This is a genomic window from Curtobacterium sp. BRD11 (genome assembly GCF_031844345.1).
Taxonomy (GTDB): domain Bacteria; phylum Actinomycetota; class Actinomycetes; order Actinomycetales; family Microbacteriaceae; genus Curtobacterium.
This window is the reverse complement of the sequence record NZ_JAUZUZ010000004.1, coordinates 344,466-362,853: the sequence shown is the minus strand read 5'-3', so window position 1 is coordinate 362,853 and position 18,388 is coordinate 344,466. Positions and strand designations below refer to the sequence as shown.

Here is an 18,388-nt window from a genome sequence, read left to right as displayed (position 1 = left end):
CCGGCTGCGTCCTCGCCCCGGAACGAAGAAGACTCCTCACGCACCCGCCAGAGCCCGGTTACCCTTGCTGCGTTTCCGCCCTGGGGGAGTTGGCCTGGATGGCGTCACGTGAGGAGCCTCCGGAAGTCTACCGGATGCTCCGGGCAGTATCGGACACATGAAGATCGCCATCGCCGGAGGACACGGCCAGATCGCACTGCTCCTCGCCCGCCTGATCACCGACGCGGGCCACGACGCCGTCGCGATCATCCGCAACCCTGCCCACGTGACCGACGTCGAGCAGCAGGGAGCGACGGCCCTGGTCGTCGACCTGGAGCAGGTGGACGACGACGAGCTGGCGCTGCGCCTCCGTGGCGTCGACGCCGTGGTCTTCGCCGCGGGTGCCGGGCCGAACAGCGGCGCCGACCGCAAGGAGTCCGTCGACCGCGACGCGGCGATCACCCTGGCGGACGCGGCGGAGCGGATCGGGATCCAGCGGTACGTGATGGTGTCGGCGATGGGTGCCGACGCCTACGACCGCGAGCGTGCCGTGGTCCCTGCCCGGACGGAGGCGGACGTCTTCCAGGTGTACCTCCGGGCGAAGTCGGAGGCCGATGCGAACATCCGGATGCGGAACCTGGCCTGGACGATCATCCGGCCTGGAGCACTGCTCGACACCCCGCCGCAGGGCACGGTGCACGTCGGCCGGACGGTCCCCCGCGGGTCGATCCCCCGTGCGGACGTCGCCGCCCTCGTCCTGCACGCACTGCTCGACGACACCGCCGTCGGGGTGCAGTTCGAGGTGACGAGCGGCAACACCCCGATCCCGGCCGCCCTGCACGCCCTGAGCTGACGCGGGCGGGACGCTGGCGTCAGCGCGAGACGCCGGCGTCAGCGCGAGACGCCGTCCACCGAGCGAGACGCCGTCGGAAGTGGCGGCGTCTCGACGAAGTGGCGGCGTCTCGGCGAGGGCGCAGCACCAAGCACAGCACCGAGCGCAGCACCGAGCGCCACGCTGCGCCGCGCCACCAGCCCGACGGCCCTACAGCGCGACCGCCGCCGACTGCCGGGCGATCTCGAGCTCCTCGTTCGTCGGCACGACGAGCACCGCGACCCGCGACGCATCGGCGGAGATCAGCCGGGCCTCCTTCGAGTGCAGCTCGTTCCGGTCGGCGTCGACCTCGATGCCCAGGTGCTCGAGCCCGGCGAGCACGCGCCGCCGCAGCAGCGCGTTGTTCTCCCCCACCCCGGCGGTGAACACGACGGCGTCCAGCCCGCCGAGCTGCGCCGTGTAGGCCCCGACGTAGCGGCGGATCCGGTGCCGGTACACGGCGAGCGCCGCCTCGGCCTCGTCGTCGCCACCGAGCGCCGCGTCCTGCACGTCGCGCATGTCGCCGTTGCCGGTGAGGCCGAGCAGACCGGACTGCTTGTTGAGCATCGTGTCGAGGTCGTCGAAGGACATGCCGGCCTCGCGGTGCAGGTGGATGAGCACCGCCGGGTCGAGGTCGCCGGAGCGCGTGCCCATCACGAGGCCCTCGAGCGGCGTGAGCCCCATCGACGTCTCGATCGACCGCCCGCCGTCGATCGCCGCGACCGACGCCCCGTTGCCGAGGTGCAGCACGATCGTCTTCAGCTCGGACAGCGGGCGGCCGAGGAACTCCGCGGTCTGCTCGGACACGTACTTGTGGCTCGTCCCGTGCATGCCGTACCGGCGGATCCGGTACCGCTCGGCGAGGTCGGCCGGGATCGCGTACGTGTAGGCGTGCGGCGGCATGGTCTGGTGGAACGCGGTGTCGAAGACGGCGACGTGCGGCACGTCCGAGAACACCTGCTTCGCCGCGCGGATGCCCTCGAGGTTCGCGGGGTTGTGCAGCGGCGCGAGGCTGTTCAGGTCCTCGATCTGCTGCTCGACCTCGTCGGTGACGACGGTGGCCGCGTCGAAGGTGGTCCCCCCGTGCACGACGCGGTGTCCGACGACCGCCGGCGGGTGCTCGTCGAACGACGGCCCGACCTTGGCGAAGGCGTCGATCATCGCTTGGAAGCCGGCCGCGTGGTCGGGCACGGACGCCGCGTCGTTCGACGACGACTCCCCCGTCAGCGCGTTGGTGTGCTTCCACGCCCCCGACGACTCCCCGATGCGCTCGACGAGCCCGGAGGCGAGCGTGCGCTCGCCCTCGAGCTCGATGAGCTGGTACTTGAACGAACTCGATCCGGAGTTGACGACGAGGGCTGCGGTCACGGTGGGGTGCCTTTCTCGGGACGGTCTGGAGGCGTGGTGCGGGCGGGTGGGCTGGTCGCGGTCGGCGATGGTCGGTCAGGCCGCGTCGGTCGCGGTGCCGGCCTGGATGGCCGTGATGGCGACCGTGTTCACGATGTCGCTGACGAGCGCACCGCGGGACAGGTCGTTGATCGGCTTGCGCAGGCCCTGGAGGACGGGTCCGATCGCGACCGCACCAGCCGAGCGCTGCACGGCCTTGTACGTGTTGTTGCCGGTGTTGAGGTCGGGGAAGATGAACACCGTCGCCCGGCCCGCCACGGGCGAGTCCGGCATCTTCGTGCGGGCGACCGTCGGATCGGCGGCGGCGTCGTACTGGATGGGTCCCTCGACGAGCAGGTCCGGGCGGCGCTCCCGGACGAAGGCCGTCCCGGCACGCACCTTGTCGACGTCCGCACCGGTGCCGCTGTCGCCGGTCGAGTAGCTCAGCATCGCGACGCGCGGGTCGATGCCGAACTGCGTGGCCGTCTCCGCCGACGAGATCGCGATGTCGGCGAGCTGCTCGCTGCTCGGGTCGGGGATGACCGCGCAGTCACCGTAGACGAGCACGCGGTCGGCGAGCGCCATGAGGAACACGCTCGAGACGATCGAGGTGTCCGGCCGGGTCTTGATGATCTCGAAGGACGGTCGGATGGTGTGCGCGGTGGTGTGCTTCGCCCCGGACACCATGCCGTCGGCGAGTCCGAGCTGCACCATGAGCGTGCCGAAGTAGGACACGTCGGTGACGGTGTCGCGCGCGAGCTCCATCGACATGCCCTTGTGCGCTCGGAGCCGCGTGTACTCCTCGGCGAAGCGCTCGCGCAGCTCGGGGTCGAACGGGCTGACGAGCTGCGCACCGTCGAGGTCGAGGCCGAGCTCGGTGGCGCGTGCCCGGATCGACGTCGGCTCGCCGAGGATCGTGAGCTCGCACACCTGTCGCGCGAGCAGCGTCGACGCCGCGTGCAGGATGCGGTCGTCGTCGCCCTCGGGCAGCACGATCCGCTTGCCGTACCCACGCGCGCGGTCGAGCAGCCCGTGCTCGAACATGAGCGGCGTGACGACCCCGGACGGGGTGAGCTGCAGGCGGTCGCGCAGTGCGTCGGCGTCGACGTGCTGCTCGAAGAGCGCCAGTGCCAGGTCGGCCTTGCGGGGTGAGTCCGCGGCGAGGCGCCCCCGGGTGTGGGTGATGCGGAGCGCGGTGTCGTACGTGCCGAGGTCGTTCCGGGCGATCGGCAGCGAGCTCGACAGGCCCTCGAGCAGCCGGGTGATCTGCGGCGAGGTCTCGAACCCGCCGTTGAGGATCACGCCCGCCAGGCTCGGGAAGGTCTCGGACTGGTTCGCGAGCACGGTCGCGAGGAGCACGTCGCTGCGGTCCCCCGGCACGACGACGATCCCGCCCTCGATGAGCCGCGGCAGCACGTTCTCCATGCTCATGCCGGCGACCACCGTGCCGAGGGCCTCCCGGTCGAGCAGCGCCTCGTCACCGCGGACGAGCGTGGCGCCCGTCGCCTCGAGCAGGGCGCGCACCGTCGGCGCCACGAGCACCCGGTCCTCCGGGATGGCCCACACGGGGGTGTCCGGGTGGTCGTCGCGCACGGCGTGCTCCACGCTCTGGACGATCGCGGCCAGGGCGTCCGGGTCCGCACGGTTCACGACGACGCCGAGCAGCTGGGCGTGCGCCGCCCGGAGTTCGCTCGTGGTGACGTCCGCGACCTGCGCCATCGCCTCGGGCGTGCGGACGCCACGCTCCGAGGAGTCCCGACCGCCGAGCACGAGCAGCACGGGCGCGCCGAGGTTCGCCGCGACCTTGGCGTTGAACGACAGCTCGGTCGGGCTGCCGACGTCGGTGTAGTCGGACCCGAGCACCACGACGGCGTCGCACTGCCGCTCGACCTGGGCGAACCGGTTCAGGATCGTGCCGAGGGCGGCGTCCGGGTCGGCGTGCACGTCGTCGTACGTCACGCCGACGGCCTCGTCGTAGGAGAGCCCCACCGCGCTGTGCTGCAGCAGGAGCTCGAGCACGTAGTCCGGCTCGGCCACCGACCGTGCGACCGGTCGGAACACGCCGACGCGTCCGACGGAGCGTGCGAGGGTCTCGAGGACACCGAGCGCGACGGTGCTCTTGCCCGTGTGTCCTTCTGCTGACGTGATGTAGATGCGGGTCGACACCCCTCCAGGCTAGTCGCGGGCACACCGTGCGCTCTGGGAGCCGACGGGGCCGTGGACGGACGTGGTCGTGACCACCCCCGCGAACCTGTACCATGGGGTGTCGTCACCGCGAGGTGGCACGAGGAGAATTCGCCTAGTGGCCTATGGCGCACGCTTGGAAAGCGTGTTGGGTGCAAGCCCTCGGGGGTTCGAATCCCCCATTCTCCGCCAGCAGTACCGAAGGGCGCGTCCAGCAGGACGCGCCCTTCGTCGTTCCCGGGTGGCGCACGTCCCCGTCGGCACGGCTCCCGACCGGCGCGGCCCCGGCTGCGGCCCCGGGTGCGGCCCGCGGAGTCCCCCACTCGCGGGACACGATCGCACCCCGCTCGGCCCGTCCTGGCCGGGAAACGCCCAACGGGGGTGGAACGGGCTGTCCTCCGCCCCCGCTTCGCCCTATCCTGTGCAGACGGACGACCCCGGGACGGGTCGGACGCGGTGCAGCGGGCGGCAGGGGCGTCGCCCGCGGGGTGGCAGATCGGTCTGCCCGTGCGCCCGAGGGGTGAGGAGACCCAGGTGGGGGAAGCGACGGTGTCAGCTGCCGGGCGTCTGCGGACGCCGGTCCACGACGTGGTCCTCCGCCCGCGGCGCTCCCTCGTCCGGTCGACCGTCCTCAGCGTGGTCTGCTCCGCCGTCCCCCTCGCCGTCGCGCTCGTCTGGGCCTCGCTGCCGGAGCGCTGGTGGGTCCTCGTCGCCGGGCTCGTCGTCGCCGTCGCCGTGCTGGTCGGGGTCCTCTTCGTCCGACTCGGTCAGGCCTTCCTCGGCATCGACGCCGACGTCGTCGCCCTGAACGCGGTCCTCACCCCGAACCGTCGCATCGCCCGCGAGCGGATCGACCGGCTCGTCGTCACCCCGACGTACGGCGCGTCGCCCGACCGCACCACGCGTGAGCTCCTCGCGTTCGACGCCGACGGCACGCACCTCTTCCGGCTGCGCGGCGACGTCTGGGGCGACGACGCCCTCGACCGCGTGGTCGAGGTGCTGGGCGTGCCGGTCGAGCACGAGCGCCGACCGGTCCACGTCCGCGAGGCCACCCGTCGCTGGCCCACGAGCCGCACCTGGTACGAGCGCCGCGGGGGCGTGCTCGCGGTGGGTGCGGCGACCGCGTGCATCGTCGCCGGCCTGCTCGCCGTCGAGACCGTCGGCCTCCTGACCCGCTGAGACCGGCCGGGGCGACGCGCGGCACCGGGCCGGCAGCAGCTCAGCGGCGGCGGCGGAGCGTCGAGAAGATGCCCCGGACGACCTCCTTCGCGATGGTCTGCCCGAGGCCGTTCCCGAGCAGTCCGCCGAGCGGGTCGTCCGCAGTGCGCCCGGCCGAGCGCGACGTCCGTGTCGACGTCGATCGCGACCGGCGACCCGCCGCTGCCCGCTCCGCGCGTTCGAACTCGCGTTGCGTCCGCTCGTACTCCGCCTGTGCGGCCTTCTGCTCGCGCTCGTCCCACGCAGCCTGCGCGGCCGCCTCCTTCGCCGCCGCGGTGGCGGCGCGGGCAGCCTCCTGCTCGGCGTCCGCCTGCGCCTGCGCTGCGGCGGCGTCCGCGGCGGCGGACTCCATGCGGGCGGCCAGGAGCTCTCGCGCCGACTCGGGGTCGACGGTGGTGCCGTACCGGGCGAGGAGCGGGGACGAGGCGACCAGCGCCTCCAGGACGTCCGACGGCAGCGCGTCCATCGATCCCTGCGGCGCGCGCAGACGGGTCCACGCCACCGGCGTGGGTGCGCCGTCCTCGTTCATCACCGTCACGACCGCCTCGCCGGTCGCCAGCGAGGTCAGGACCTCCCCCAGGTCGTAGTCACTCGTCGGGTACGTCGACACGGTCGCCCGCAGCGCCTTCGCGTCGTCCGGCGTGTGGGCACGGAGCTGGTGCTGCACCCGCGAGCCGAGCTGTGCGAGCACGTCGTCGGGCAGGTCCTTCGGCGTCTGCGTGACGAACACGATGCCGACACCCTTCGAACGGATGAGCCGCACGGTGCGGACGACCTGCTCGCGGAAGTCCTTCGACGACCCCGAGAAGAGCAGGTGTGCCTCGTCGAAGAAGAACACGAGCGCCGGCCGGTCGGTGTCGCCGACCTCGGGGAGTTCGTTGAACAGGTCGGCGAGCAGCCACATCAGGAACGTCGAGAACACCTCGGGCCGGTCCTGCACGCCCGGCACCTCGAGCAGGCTCACGATCCCGCGGCCGTCCGGGGCGGTGCGCAGGAACGCACGGGTGTCGATCTCGGGTGCCCCGAAGAAGCGGTCCGCACCCTGGTCGGCGAAGGTCACCAGCTCGCGCAGGATCACACCGGCGGTCTGCTTCGACAACCCGCCGAGCTCCGCGAGCTCCGCCTTGCCCTGGTCGCTCACCAGGTGGGTCAGCACGGCGCGCAGGTCCGACAGGTCGACGAGCGGCAGCCCGGCGCGTTCGGCGTGGTGGAACACCAGCCCGAGCGAGGACTCCTGCGTCGCGTTGAGCCCGAGCACCTTGGCCAGCAGGAGCGGACCGAACCCGGAGACGGTCGCCCGGATCGGCACACCGGTGCCCTGCCCGCCGAGGGAGTAGAACTCCACCGCACTCGCGACGCCGCGCCAGTCCTGACCGATCGCCTCGGTGCGGGCGAGGAGCTTCTCGTCCGGCTGCCCGGCCACGGCGAGTCCGGACAGGTCGCCCTTGACGTCGGCCGCGAACACCGGGACGCCGTTCGCGGCGATCTGCTCCGCGAGCAACTGGAGCGTGCGGGTCTTGCCCGTGCCGGTGGCACCGGCCACGAGGCCGTGCCGGTTGAGCATGCCGAGCGGGATCCGGACCTGGACGTCGGGCAGCGGGCGGCCGTTGACGAGGGCACCGAGCTCCAGGGCGGTGCCCTCGACGGCGTACCCGGTGCGGATCGCGTCGACGGCCTCCGGCCCGAGGGGGCCGGACTGCGGTGCGCTCGGCGGTGTGGTCGACGCGATCGTCGCCTCCGGCGTGGTGGTCGCGTCGAGCGGCGCGCGGCCGGGAGGCTCGGTGGCCGTCCCCGGCGTCGTCCCGCGTGCGGCCGTGCTCGCGTCGGGCGCCCCGGTCGCCTCCGGTACCGCGCTCGCGTCGGCCGCGCGGCTGAGCGCCGCCGCGAGCTCCTCGGCCCGACGAGCCGCCTCGTCCGCCAGCCGCCGTGCCTCCTCGGCCGCCGCCTGCGCCGCTGCTGCCGCTGCCCGTGCCTGCTCCACCGCGTCGGTCATGTCCGCAGCCTACGGACGCGTCGACCCTCCGGTCCGCTCGTCGTGACGACGTCCGGCTGTGCGACGTGTCAGTGCGAGAGCGCCGGCACGGTCCGCGGCCGGACGACCACCCAGAGCACGACGACGGCGACCGCCGCCGTGCATGCCATCACGCTCGCCATGGGTGTCGCCGCGGTGATGCCGAGCCACCCGACGATCGGCGAGACGAGCCCGGCGACCCCGAAGTTCAGTGCGCCGAGGAGCGACGCGGCGGTGCCGGCCTCCTTCCCGTGCGCGGCGAGACCGATCACCTGGACGAGCGGGAACGTGAACCCGCAGGCCGCGATGAAGAACCACAGCGGTACGAGGACCCCGACCAGGCCCGCACCGAGCTGGTCGAGCACGACGATCGCGACGGCGGACACGAACAGCGTCGCCGTCGAGCAGGCGAGGATCCACTGCGGGCCGACCCGCTGCGCCAGGCGCGAGGACACCTGCACGCCGACGACGACGCCGATCGAGTTCACGGCGAAGAGCAGGCCGTACTGCTGCGCGTCGAGGCCGTAGACCGTCTGGAACAGGAACGGCGACGCCGACAGGTACGAGAAGAGCCCGCTGAAGACCATCGCCCCGATGAGCGCGACGCCGACGAAGATCCGGTCGGAGAGCAGGGCCTTGTAGCGCTGCCCGATCGTCGAGTGGCCGGCCTCCTTCCGCCGAGCCGGCGGCAGGGTCTCGACGATGAGCAGGGACGACGCGATGACGACGGCCGCGCCGTAGCACGCGAGGAACACGAAGACGCCGCGCCAGCTGACGAACTGCAGCATCTGCGAGCCGATCAGCGGCGCGAGGATCGGTGCGAGGCCGTTCACCATCGCCAGGCGCGAGAGCATCCGGACGAGGGGCTTGCCGCCGAACAGGTCGCGCACGGTGGCCATCGCGACGACACCGCCGGCCGCGGCCCCCATGCCCTGCAGGACGCGGAAGAGCGCGAGCACCTCGACGTTCGGCGCGAGCGCTGCGCCGACCGACGCCGCGACGTGCACCGAGGTGGCGATGATGAGCGGCAGACGCCGGCCGACCTTGTCGCTCCAGGGCCCGACGAGCAGCTGCCCGACCGCGAACCCGAGCGTGGTCGCGGTGAGCGTGAGCTGCACCGCACCCTCGCTGATGCCGAACTCGCGCTCGAGCGACGGGAACGCCGGCAGGTACAGGTCGATGGTGAACGGCCCGAGCGCGGTGAGCGCGCCGAGCACGAAGACGTAGACGAGGCGCTGCCGCCGGGTGAGCGAGTCACCGGGGTGCAGCACGACGCGGAGCGAACCGGTGGTTGCGGGCGCGGTCACGAGCGGTCCTTCACAGGGGGTCGGGTGCAGGAGAGACGGGATCGGGGCCGGTCGCCGTCGACGTGGTGGACGTCAGGACCGACCGAGCAGGACCGGGGCGGATCGACTCGAATCGATTCGGCCCCGGAACCATCCTACGGGCTGCGTGAGCGCTCTCGCGACGCCCCGACCGCAACGCGCCCGTCACACTGCGCTCCTCGTCCAGTCCGCGCGGTCGCCGTGCGGTAACGTCGGACTGCTCGACAGCCGCCTCGTGCGGACGGAACGAAGAGGGGGTGGTGTCGTGGTCGACGCCCGGATCGTGCACACCACGGCAGCACTGCGCGAGGCGGTCCTCCGACTCGCAGCCGACCGCCCGGTCTCCGCCATCACGGTCGCCGACGTCACGCGCGCAGCCGGCATCAACCGCGCCACGTTCTACTCGCACGCCGTCTCCCCCGGATCGCTCCTGGCCGACGTGCTGACGCCCGAGCTCGACCGCATCCGCGAGGAGGACGTCGAGGCCCGCCGGGCCGCCTCTGCCCGTGGGGCCGGCGAGGACGAGCTCGCCGCCATCACGCGCCGGGGCATCGACGCCGTCGTCGAGCACGTCGTGGCCCACCGCGACATCTACGCCCGCGGGTTGCCGGACACCGAGGACGCCTCCCTCCACCGCCTGCTGGTGCAGCACTTCACGGTGTCGAGCGCGCAGCACATCCGCGAACTCGACCCCGCGTCACGCCCGCCCCTGCTCGACGACGTCGCAGCCGGGTTCGTGGCGCAGGGCTTCGTCGGCGCGATCGAGGCGTGGCTGGCCGGACCCCGACGCTCCCGGAGGTCCCTGGTCGAGACGATCACCCTGTCGTTCCCGGCCTGGTGGCACTGAGCCGAGCCGGCACACGGCCCCGCTCCCGAGCCCGGCCCCTCGCCCGGTCACGCTGATCGCGACGGTCCGCCGGCCCGGGTCCCGACGTCAGTCCCCGGCGCCGCTGCGCCCGCGGCGGTCCCCCGTGTCCGGCTGCTCGCCGCGCTGCAGCGACCGGACGACCTCGACCGCCGCCCGGGCGGTCGTCCCGGCATCCGCTGCCGCCGGCACGCGGTGGTCGGCGGAGACACCGTCACCGCCGGTCCCGCTCGCCGGGACCGACGCGCCGACCGACACCACGACCACACCGGCGTCGTGCGCCGTCTGCACCGCCTCCGCGAGCGCGTCGGCGTCGACGGCGTGCACGAGCAGCGCCTTCGCTCCCGCGCGGACGAGCGTGTCGACGGCACGGGCCTGCTCGGCCGCGGCACCGGAGGACGGCACCACCCGGACGTCCGGCGAGAACCCGGCACGGTCGAGCCCGCGCTCGAGGTCCGCGGCGAGCGCGTCGTCCCCGGGCGCGAGCACCGCGCCGACCACGGCGTCGTCGGCGAACCCGCCGTCGGAGCTGGTGAGGTCGGTGCTGCGGACCGGGGTCGGCGCAGCGGTCGTCGGCCCCTGGCACCCGGTCAGGGCGAGGGACGCCGCCACGAGGACGGCGACGACGACGGTGCGCACCCGGTGACCTCCGCTCGATCCGGTGCCCCACGCTACCGCGGGACGGGTCACTCGGCGCCGGGGGTCGGCGGTGCGGGCACGGGACCGAGGCGCCGGACCGCGACGATCCCGACGAGTGCGATCGCGGTCATCGCGACGAAGACGAGCGGGAACGACCAGTCGCCGTCGGCTCCCCCGCTGCCGACGAAGAGCAGGCCCGTGACGGCGAGGCCGACCACGCTGCCCGAGGCGTCGGCGATCGTCAGGGCCGAGCTCGCGAACCCGTCGTCGCCCTCGCCCGAGAAGCGGAGCGTCAGCATCGACAGCCGCGGGTACATCGCGCCCATGCCCGCGCCGCCGACGAACCACCCGGCCACGAGCAGCCACCACGGCAACCCCCACACCGCGACGGCGAGCGCGACGAGCAGGCTGACGAGGACGAGCGTGAGTCCGGCGCCGAAGGTCCGCGCCGCGGTGAGCCGCTGCTCCCCGAGCCGACCGTGCAGCCAGCTCGCCCCGGCCCAGCTCAGGGCGGCCACGGTGAGCGCGAGCCCCGCCGCCGAGGCGCTGAGGCCGTGCCGTGCCTGCAGCAGGAAGGGCACGTAGGCCTCGCTGCCGAAGAACGCCGCCGCGACCAGGCCGCGCAACAGCACCACGGACGGCAGGCCCGCGGCCGCCCGGAAGGTCCCGGCCGGCAGGAGGGGCCGCAGCGCCGCCCAGGCGCCGACGACGCCGATGACGACGGCCACGACCCGTGCCCACGGACCGAGGTCCGGCGCGACGTTGAGCAGCAGGATCGCGAGCGCCGCCGCGACCGACCACGCGATGCGCCCCGCCTGCCACGGGGGTCGGTGCTCGACCGGCGGCGCGTGCAGGCGTGCCAGCGTCGGGACGAGGAGGGCGAACGCGACGACCGCGATGACGAGGGCGCCGGCGAAGACCCAGTGCCACCCCCACACCTCCGTCACGACCCCGGCGAGCGCCGGGCCGACGAGTGCCGGGACGACCCAGGCCGCGGCGAACCCGGCGAAGACCGGACCGTGCAGCTCGGCGGGGAAGATGCGGGCGACGAGCACGTAGAGCACGACGTCGATCGCACCGGCTCCGAAGCCCTCGACCAGGCGACCGGCCAGGAAGACCTCCATCGTCGGCGCGGTCATCACGACGGCCGTCCCGACGGCGAAGAAGAGCGCCGACACCCAGGCGACGACGCGGCCGCCCGAGCGGTCCGTCCAGGTCCCCGCGAGCACCATCCCGGGCACGCCGGCGGCGAGCGGGGCCGCGAACGCGAGCGCGTAGAGCGTCTGCCCGTCGAGGTCGCGGCTGATCTCCGGCATCACCGCCGTCATCGCGAGGTTCTGGAACGCGGCCACCCCGACGATGGCGACCATCCCCAGGGTCGCGAGCGCGTAGCGCCCGCTGAGGATCCCCGACCTCGTCGCCACACTGCTCACCGGGCCAGCCTAGGGGCGCGCACCGACGATCCGTCAGGTCCTGATGACGGACGGGAGGCTCCCCACCGGTCCGGTGGGGAGCCTCCCGTCCGTCACGTCTGCGTCAGCAGGCCGCGGTCACCCGGCCGCGGTCACCGGGACAGTGCCTGCAGCACGTCCGCGACCAGGTCGCCCTGGTCCTCGATGCCGACCGACAGGCGGACGACGTTCTCCGGGACGGCGAGCTCGGTGCCCTTGACCGACGCGTGCGTCATCTCGCTCGGGTATCCGATGAGCGACTCGACGCCGCCCAGGGACTCCGCGAGCGTGAAGACCTCGGTGGACTCGACGAAGCGCTTCGCCGCCTCGGGTCCGCCGGACAGGGCGACCGAGAGCATGCCGCCGAAGCCGCGCATCTGCTTCGCGGCGACCTCGTGTCCGGGGTGGTCGGCGAGACCGGGGTAGTACACCCGCTCGACGCCGGGCGCCGAGACGAGCGCCTCCGCCACGGCCTGCGCGTTCGACGAGTGCCGCTCCATCCGGACCGGCAGCGTCTTGATCCCCCGGGTCGTCAGGAAGGCGTCGAACGGCGACGCGATCGCGCCCGCGCCGAACTGCAGGAAACCGACCTGGTCCGCGAACTCGCGGTCCCGTAGGACGACCGCGCCGCCGACGACGTCGGAGTGCCCGCCGAGGTACTTCGTGGTCGAGTACGACACGGCGTCGGCGCCGAGCGACAGCGGCTGCTGCAGGTACGGCGACGCGAACGTGTTGTCGACGACGACCAGGGCACCTGCGGCGTGACCGACCTCGGAGAGGAGCGCGATGTCCGCGATCTTCATGAGCGGGTTCGTCGGGGTCTCCACCCACAGCACCGTCTTCGCCGGGGCGCCCTCGAGCGCTGCACGGACCCGGTCGACGTCGCTCATGTCGACGACCACGAGCTCCACGCCCCACGGCACGTGCAGGCGGTTCACCAGACGGTGCGTCCCGCCGTACACGTCGTTGCCCATCACGACGCGGGCGCCGGGCTCGAGGTACGCGCGGAGCAGGGCGTCCTCGGCCGCCAGGCCCGATGCGAACGAGTACGCCGCGACGCCGCCGTCGAGGTCGGCGAGCAGGGTCTGCAGCGCGTCGCGCGTGGGGTTGCCGCCGCGGGAGTACTCGTAGCCGTTCCGCATGTTCCCGACGCCGTCCTGCACGTAGGTGCTCGTGACGTGGATGGGCGGGATGACGGCACCGGTCGTGGCGTCGGGGTCCTGGCCGGCGTGGACGGCGCGGGTGGCGAACTCGGTCATGCGCTGGGGTTCCTCGTGGGGTCGGGGTGGGGTCGGTGCGGGCGAGCGCTCGCTGTCGGTGCGGGCGGGCGCTCGGTGTCGGTGCGGGCGGGCGCTCGGTGTCGGTGCGGGCGGGCGCTCGGTGTCGGTGCGGGCGGGCGCTCGGTGTCGGTGCTGGCGGGCGCTCGGTGTGGGCGAGCGCCCGGGGTCACTCGGAGAGCGACGTGAGCAGGTCGTGCCGGGTCAGGACGGTGACGGGCTTGCCGTCGTCGACGACGAGCAGCGCGTCGACCGTCTCGAGCGCCCGGCGGGCTGCGGACAGCGATTCACCGATGCCGATGAGGGGCAGTGGGTCACCGACGAAGCCGCTCACCGCGTCGGTCATCGCGGCGGTGCCCGTGAAGACCTGCTCGAGCAGGTCCTTCTCGGCGACCGCACCGACGACCTCGCCGATCACGACGGGCGGTTCGGCGCTCAGCACGGGCATCTGCGAGACGCCGTACGTGGACATGATCTCCACCACGTCGCGCACGGTGTCGGACGGGTGTGCGTGCACGAGGTCGGGCAGTCGGCCGTCCTTGCCGGCGACGACGGAGCCGACCGTGCGGGCGTCGTCGGTCTCGGCGAAGCCGTAGGAGCGCATCCACCGGTCGTTGAAGATCTTGCCGAGGTAGCCACGGCCGCCGTCGGGCAGCAGCACCACGACCACGTCGTCCTCGGTCAGGTCGCGTGCGGCCCGCAGCGCCGCGACGACGGCCATGCCGCTCGACCCGCCGACGAGCAGCCCTTCCTCGCGCGCCAGCCGTCGGGTCATCGCGAAGGACTCGGCGTCGGTGACGGCGAGGATCTCGTCGGGGACGCCGGCGTCGTACGCGCCGGGCCAGAAGTCCTCGCCGACGCCCTCGACCAGGTACGGCCGACCGGTGCCGCCCGAGTAGACGGAGCCCTCGGGGTCGGCGCCGACGATCCGGACGCGTCCCTCGGACGCCTCCTTCAGGAAGCGGCCGGTGCCCGAGATGGTGCCACCGGTGCCGACGCCGGCGACGAAGTGCGTGAGCAGACCGTCGGTGTCGCGCCAGATCTCCGGACCGGTCGTCTCGTAGTGGCTCCGGGGACCGTTCGGGTTCGCGTACTGGTTCGGCTTGTAGGCGCCGGGGATCTCCCGCACCAGGCTGTCGGACACCGAGTAGTAGGACTCGGGGTGCTCCGGCGGGACCGCCGTCGGCGTCACGACGATCTCGGCGCCGTAGGCTGTGAGCACGTTGCGCTTGTCCTCGCCGACCTTGTCCGGCAGCACGAAGACGCAGCGGTACCCGCGCTGCTGGGCGACGAGCGCGAGGCCGACACCGGTGTTGCCGGAGGTCGGCTCGACGATGGTGCCGCCGGGTCCCAGCTCGCCGGACGCCTCGGCCGCGTCGATGATCCGCGTGGCGATGCGGTCCTTCGACGAGCCGCCCGGGTTGAGGTACTCCACCTTCACCAGGACGGTCGCCCGGATCCCCTCGGTGACACGGTTCAGTCGGACGAGCGGGGTGTCACCGACCAGGTCGACGACGGAGTTCGCGTAACGCACGCGGCCGAGTCTAGGTGGCCGGCTCGGCCGTCGGCTGGGTTGCGACGAACGATGTCGACGTCTGGTCCTGCTGGTGGAACAGCGAGGCGTAGACACCGCCGCGCGCGAGCAGTTCGTCGTGGTCGCCCCGCTCGACGATCCGCCCGTGGTCGAGCACGAAGATGACGTCGGCCTCGCGGATCGTGGACAACCGGTGCGCTATGGCGATGGTGGTGCGCCCGGCTGCCGCGGTGTCGAGCGCGGTCTGCACGACGTGCTCGGAGATCGAGTCGAGCGCGCTCGTGGCCTCGTCGAGCACCAGGACGGGTGGGTCCTTCAGCAGCACGCGGGCGATGGCGATGCGCTGCTTCTCGCCGCCGGACAGTCGGTAGCCCCGCTCCCCCACGACGGTGTCGTACCCGTCCGGGAACGAGGCGATGGTCTCGTGGATGTTCGCCGCGCGTGCGGCGCGCTCGAGCTCCTCGTCGGTCGCGTCCGGCTTCGCGTACCGCAGGTTGTCGCCGATGGAGGCGTGGAACAGGTACGTCTCCTGGCTCACGATGCCGACGTGGCGCATCAGGTCCTCGTGCTCCAGGTCGCGCACGTCGGCTCCGGCGAAGCGCACGGTGCCCGAGGACGCCTCGTACAGTCGTGGCACCAGGTACGAGATGGTCGTCTTCCCCGCACCCGACGGCCCGACGAACGCGGCGAACTGCCCGGGCTCGAGCTCGAACGAGACCCCGCGGAGCGTCGGCTTGTCCGGTTCGCCGTCCGGGTAGGTGAAGGAGACGTCCTCGAACGCGACGTGCCCCACGCGCGACGCGTCGACACGCTGCGCGTCGGGGGCGTCGGTGATCGCTGGGCGCAGGTCGAAGTACTCGAAGATCCGCGCGAACAGCGCGCCGGACGTCTGCAGGTCGAGCACGACGCGGAGCAGTCCGACGGTCGGGAAGAGCAGGCGCGACTGCACCGTGGTGAACGCGACGATCGTGCCGGCCGTGATCGGGACGTCGCCGACGATCAGGAGGGCCGCGACCACGTAGATGACCGCGGGGATGATCGACAGGAAGACCTGGACGATGGCGAAGAACCACTGCCCGGACATCTGCTGCCGGACCTGCAGCTGGATCTGGTTGCGGTTCTCGTCCCCGTAGCGCCGGGTCTCGCTGCGCTGCTGGGTGAAGCTCTTGGCGAGCAGGATGCCGGAGACGCTCAGGGCTTCCTGGGTGATCGCGGTCATGTCCGACAGCGACTCCTGCGTCTGCGCGGCGATCCGGGCGCGGACCTGGCCGACCCGGCGCTGGGCGATGACGAGCAGCGGCAGGAGCACGACCGCCACCAGGGTCATCTGCCAGCTGAGCAGCAGCATCGCCACGACCGCCGCGATGACCGTGACGGTGTTGCCGAGCACCGACGAGATCGTGTTGTTGAGGACGCTCGCGACGCCGCCGACGTCGTTCTGCAGGCGCGACTGGATCACGCCCGTCTTCGTCCTCGTGAAGAACGCGAGCTCCATCCGCTGCAGGTGCGCGAACAACCGCATGCGCATGGCACCCATGACCTCGTTGCCCACCGTCGCCGTCAGGTACGTCTGCCAGATCCCGACGCCGGCGCTCGCGATCCAGAGCGCGATCATCGCGCCGACGAGCTCGAGGAGCACGGGCAGGTCCGGGCGACCCGAGGGCGGGAAGAGCCCCCGGTCGAACGCCTGCTGGGTGAGGAGCGGCGGGATCACCGAGAGTGCCGCACCGACGAGCACGAGCACGACGGTCACCACGATCGCGCGGCGGTGCGGCACGAACAGTCCCGCGATGCGCCGGAGCAGGTGCGGGATCCGTGGCGCCTCGGCGTTGGCGGCCCGCTGCGCGGCGGCGTCGCCGCTCGAGATCCGCCCGCCACCGCGGGGCCCACCCCCGCGCATCCCGTGGCCCATGCTCATGGCACCAACGTATCCCCGGCGGCGGACACGGGCTGCGGGCTCCGCCGTGGGCGTATTTGACCCCGTTCAGGGGCCGTGCGACCATCGTCCGTCCCCTTCCCCGCGCCGATCACGAGGTCCCATGACGTCCGCGCCCTCCCGCCCCACGTCCCTCCGTCACCAGCTCGCTCGCCGGAAGCCGATCGAGCAGCTGCAGGCCGAGGCCGCGGCGGGCGTCGACGGCGAGCCGCTCCGCCGCTCGCTCGGCGTCTGGCACCTGACGATGATCAGCGTCGGGGCGACGCTCGGCACCGGCATCCTCGTCGTGCTCGGGACGGCCGTGCCGCTCGCCGGTCCGGCCGTCTGGATCTCGTTCGTGCTCGCGGGCGTGGCCGCACTGCTCTCCGCGCTGTCGTACGCCGAGATGGCCGGCGCCGTGCCGACCTCGGGGTCGAGCTACTCGTACACCTACGCCACGATGGGCGAGGGCATCGCGTGGGTCTGCGGCTGGTGCCTCGTGCTCGAGTACGCGGTCTCGGTCGCCGCGGTCGCGGTCGGCGCCAGCGAGTACGTCGACGAGACCCTGCGCGTCTTCGGGCTGCACCTGCCGGCCGCGATCGCCGCTCCCCCCGGCGACGGTGGTGTGGTGAACCTGCCCGCGGCGGTGCTCGTCCTCCTCGCGATGGCCGTGCTGCTGCCCGGTGCCCGCGAGAGCGCCTGGGTGAACACGCTCATGGTCGTGGTCAAGATCGCCCTGCTCGTGTTCTTCGTGGTCGTCGCGTTCACGGCCTTCTCGTCCCAGAACTTCGCGCCCCTCGCGCCGATGGGGGCCGCCGGTGTGACCGCTGCCGCGTCGCGGTTGTTCTTCTCCTACATCGGCTTCGACGCCGCATCGACCGCGGGCGAGGAGGCGAAGGACCCCCGCCGCGACCTGCCCCGCGCGATCATCGGGTCCATCGTGATCGTCACGACGCTGTACATCCTGGTCGCGATCGCCGCGATCGGTGCCCGCCCGTGGACGTCGTTCTCGTCCGACGAGGCCTCGCTCGTCCGCATCGTGGTCGACGTCACCGGGCAGCCGGTCGTCGCGCTCGTCTTCTCGATCGGCGCGGTGATCGCCATCGCGAGCGTGGTGCTCACGGTGCTCTACGGCCAGACCCGCATCCTGCTGACCATGGCGCGCGACGGCATGGTGCCGCCGGTGTTCGGTCGGGTCTCGCCCCGGACGGGCACCCCCGTGCCGAACACGCTCATCGTGGGTGTGGTCGTCGCCGTCGGCGCAGCGCTCGTCCCCCTCGGCGAGCTGGCCGACGCGACGAGCATCGGCACCCTGGTGGCCTTCGCCCTCGTCAACGTCTCCGTGATCGTGCTCCGACGCACCCGCCCGGAGCTCGAGCGGTCGTACCGGGTCCCGCTGTTCCCGGTCGTCCCGGTCCTCGGCACGCTCTGCTGCGTGCTCCTCGCGGTCTTCCTCGGCGCCGGCACCTGGATCGCGTTCGGCCTGTGGATGCTCGCCGGCGCGGTGCTCTACCTGGCCTACGGCCGCAGCCGCAGCACCCTGCGCTGACGCGCCCGCGCCGGCCTGCGCCCGCGCCCGCCCGCGCCCCGAGACTCGGCCCCGCGGACACTTTCGCACCCGATCACCCACGAACGTGTCCGCAGGAGCGAGTCTCACGCTCCATCCACACGTCCCCACGAACGCAGCAGGACCCACAGATCGCCTCCCGCGCCGCTTGTTCCGCAGTGGGAGC

General features: G+C 72.8%; 13 protein-coding genes, 1 tRNA gene and 1 other RNA gene. 5 read left to right on the top strand and 10 right to left on the bottom strand.

From position 1 onward, the window contains the following. Positions 1-24: 24 nt before the first annotated feature. Positions 25-121: signal recognition particle sRNA small type (gene ffs, locus Q9R28_RS11965), an RNA gene on the bottom strand. A 36-nt stretch (positions 122-157) separates the two neighbouring features. Between ffs and Q9R28_RS11960 the strand changes: the two genes are divergently transcribed. Next, a complete protein-coding gene (locus Q9R28_RS11960) occupies positions 158-832 on the top strand; it encodes an SDR family oxidoreductase (protein WP_066655180.1) in 675 nt (224 codons plus the stop codon). Positions 833-1,021: 189 nt separating this feature from the next. Here Q9R28_RS11960 and Q9R28_RS11955 read toward each other — a convergent pair whose 3' ends face one another. Together Q9R28_RS11955 and pta are read right to left on the bottom strand one after the other, a co-directional pair. Continuing rightward, entirely contained in the window at positions 1,022-2,218 is a 1,197-nt protein-coding gene (locus tag Q9R28_RS11955) for an acetate kinase (RefSeq protein ID WP_311206191.1), read from the bottom strand. A 75-nt stretch (positions 2,219-2,293) separates the two neighbouring features. After that, positions 2,294-4,402 carry a phosphate acetyltransferase gene (pta, locus tag Q9R28_RS11950; RefSeq protein WP_209685079.1) on the bottom strand — a complete coding sequence of 703 codons (2,109 nt, stop codon included), beginning with the start codon at positions 4,400-4,402 and terminating at the stop codon, positions 2,294-2,296. 122 nt (positions 4,403-4,524) lie between these two features. On the opposite strand from pta, the gene Q9R28_RS11945 reads away from it, so the two are divergent. Together Q9R28_RS11945 and Q9R28_RS11940 are read left to right on the top strand one after the other, a co-directional pair. Next, a tRNA-Ser gene (locus Q9R28_RS11945) sits at positions 4,525-4,612 on the top strand. Positions 4,613-4,954: 342 nt separating this feature from the next. Continuing rightward, on the top strand, positions 4,955-5,599 hold the full coding sequence (locus Q9R28_RS11940; RefSeq protein WP_251159564.1) for a hypothetical protein: 645 nt from the start codon (positions 4,955-4,957) through the stop codon (positions 5,597-5,599). Between the two features lie 40 nt (positions 5,600-5,639). On the opposite strand, the gene Q9R28_RS11935 is transcribed toward Q9R28_RS11940, so the two are convergent. Both Q9R28_RS11935 and Q9R28_RS11930 read right to left on the bottom strand, forming a co-directional pair. Further along, a complete protein-coding gene (locus tag Q9R28_RS11935; RefSeq protein WP_311206190.1) occupies positions 5,640-7,631 on the bottom strand; it encodes a helicase HerA-like domain-containing protein in 1,992 nt (663 codons plus the stop codon). A gap of 68 nt (positions 7,632-7,699) precedes the next feature. Then, the gene (locus Q9R28_RS11930) at positions 7,700-8,956 is read right to left on the bottom strand and encodes a multidrug effflux MFS transporter (protein WP_200884101.1); all 1,257 of its coding nucleotides are present in this window, start codon (positions 8,954-8,956) and stop codon (positions 7,700-7,702) included. Positions 8,957-9,239: 283 nt separating this feature from the next. Here Q9R28_RS11930 and Q9R28_RS11925 point away from each other — a divergent pair, with 283 nt between their 5' ends. Then, complete coding sequence (locus tag Q9R28_RS11925) at positions 9,240-9,821, top strand: TetR/AcrR family transcriptional regulator (RefSeq protein ID WP_251154626.1); 582 nt, start codon at positions 9,240-9,242, stop codon at positions 9,819-9,821. 87 nt (positions 9,822-9,908) lie between these two features. Here Q9R28_RS11925 and Q9R28_RS11920 read toward each other — a convergent pair whose 3' ends face one another. The 5 genes from Q9R28_RS11920 to Q9R28_RS11900 all read right to left on the bottom strand — a co-directional run bounded on the left by Q9R28_RS11920 (position 9,909) and on the right by Q9R28_RS11900 (position 16,652). After that, positions 9,909-10,478 (bottom strand): substrate-binding domain-containing protein, encoded by a 570-nt coding sequence (locus tag Q9R28_RS11920; protein WP_311206189.1) that lies wholly within the window; start codon positions 10,476-10,478, stop codon positions 9,909-9,911. 47 nt (positions 10,479-10,525) lie between these two features. Further along, positions 10,526-11,911 carry an MFS transporter gene (locus tag Q9R28_RS11915; protein ID WP_311206188.1) on the bottom strand — a complete coding sequence of 462 codons (1,386 nt, stop codon included), beginning with the start codon at positions 11,909-11,911 and terminating at the stop codon, positions 10,526-10,528. Between the two features lie 131 nt (positions 11,912-12,042). Beyond that, on the bottom strand, positions 12,043-13,188 hold the full coding sequence (locus Q9R28_RS11910) for a cystathionine gamma-synthase (RefSeq protein ID WP_066655198.1): 1,146 nt from the start codon (positions 13,186-13,188) through the stop codon (positions 12,043-12,045). Between the two features lie 187 nt (positions 13,189-13,375). Next, positions 13,376-14,740: a cystathionine beta-synthase gene (locus Q9R28_RS11905; protein ID WP_311206187.1), complete on the bottom strand. Its 1,365-nt coding sequence runs from the start codon at positions 14,738-14,740 to the stop codon at positions 13,376-13,378. 10 nt (positions 14,741-14,750) lie between these two features. After that, positions 14,751-16,652: an ABC transporter ATP-binding protein gene (locus Q9R28_RS11900; protein WP_066658440.1), complete on the bottom strand. Its 1,902-nt coding sequence runs from the start codon at positions 16,650-16,652 to the stop codon at positions 14,751-14,753. 127 nt (positions 16,653-16,779) lie between these two features. On the opposite strand from Q9R28_RS11900, the gene Q9R28_RS11895 reads away from it, so the two are divergent. Next, a complete protein-coding gene (locus Q9R28_RS11895; RefSeq protein ID WP_251154623.1) occupies positions 16,780-18,204 on the top strand; it encodes an APC family permease in 1,425 nt (474 codons plus the stop codon). The last annotated feature ends 184 nt before the right edge of the window (positions 18,205-18,388 follow it).

Coding starts and splice junctions, on each gene's coding strand:
- Q9R28_RS11960 (WP_066655180.1), top strand. CDS start 158: ATGAAGATCGCCATCGCCGGAGGACACGGCCAGATCGCACTGCTCCTC.
- Q9R28_RS11910 (WP_066655198.1), bottom strand. CDS start 13,188: ATGACCGAGTTCGCCACCCGCGCCGTCCACGCCGGCCAGGACCCCGAC.
- Q9R28_RS11895 (WP_251154623.1), top strand. CDS start 16,780: ATGACGTCCGCGCCCTCCCGCCCCACGTCCCTCCGTCACCAGCTCGCT.
- Q9R28_RS11935 (WP_311206190.1), bottom strand. CDS start 7,631: ATGACCGACGCGGTGGAGCAGGCACGGGCAGCGGCAGCAGCGGCGCAG.
- Q9R28_RS11900 (WP_066658440.1), bottom strand. CDS start 16,652: ATGGGCCACGGGATGCGCGGGGGTGGGCCCCGCGGTGGCGGGCGGATC.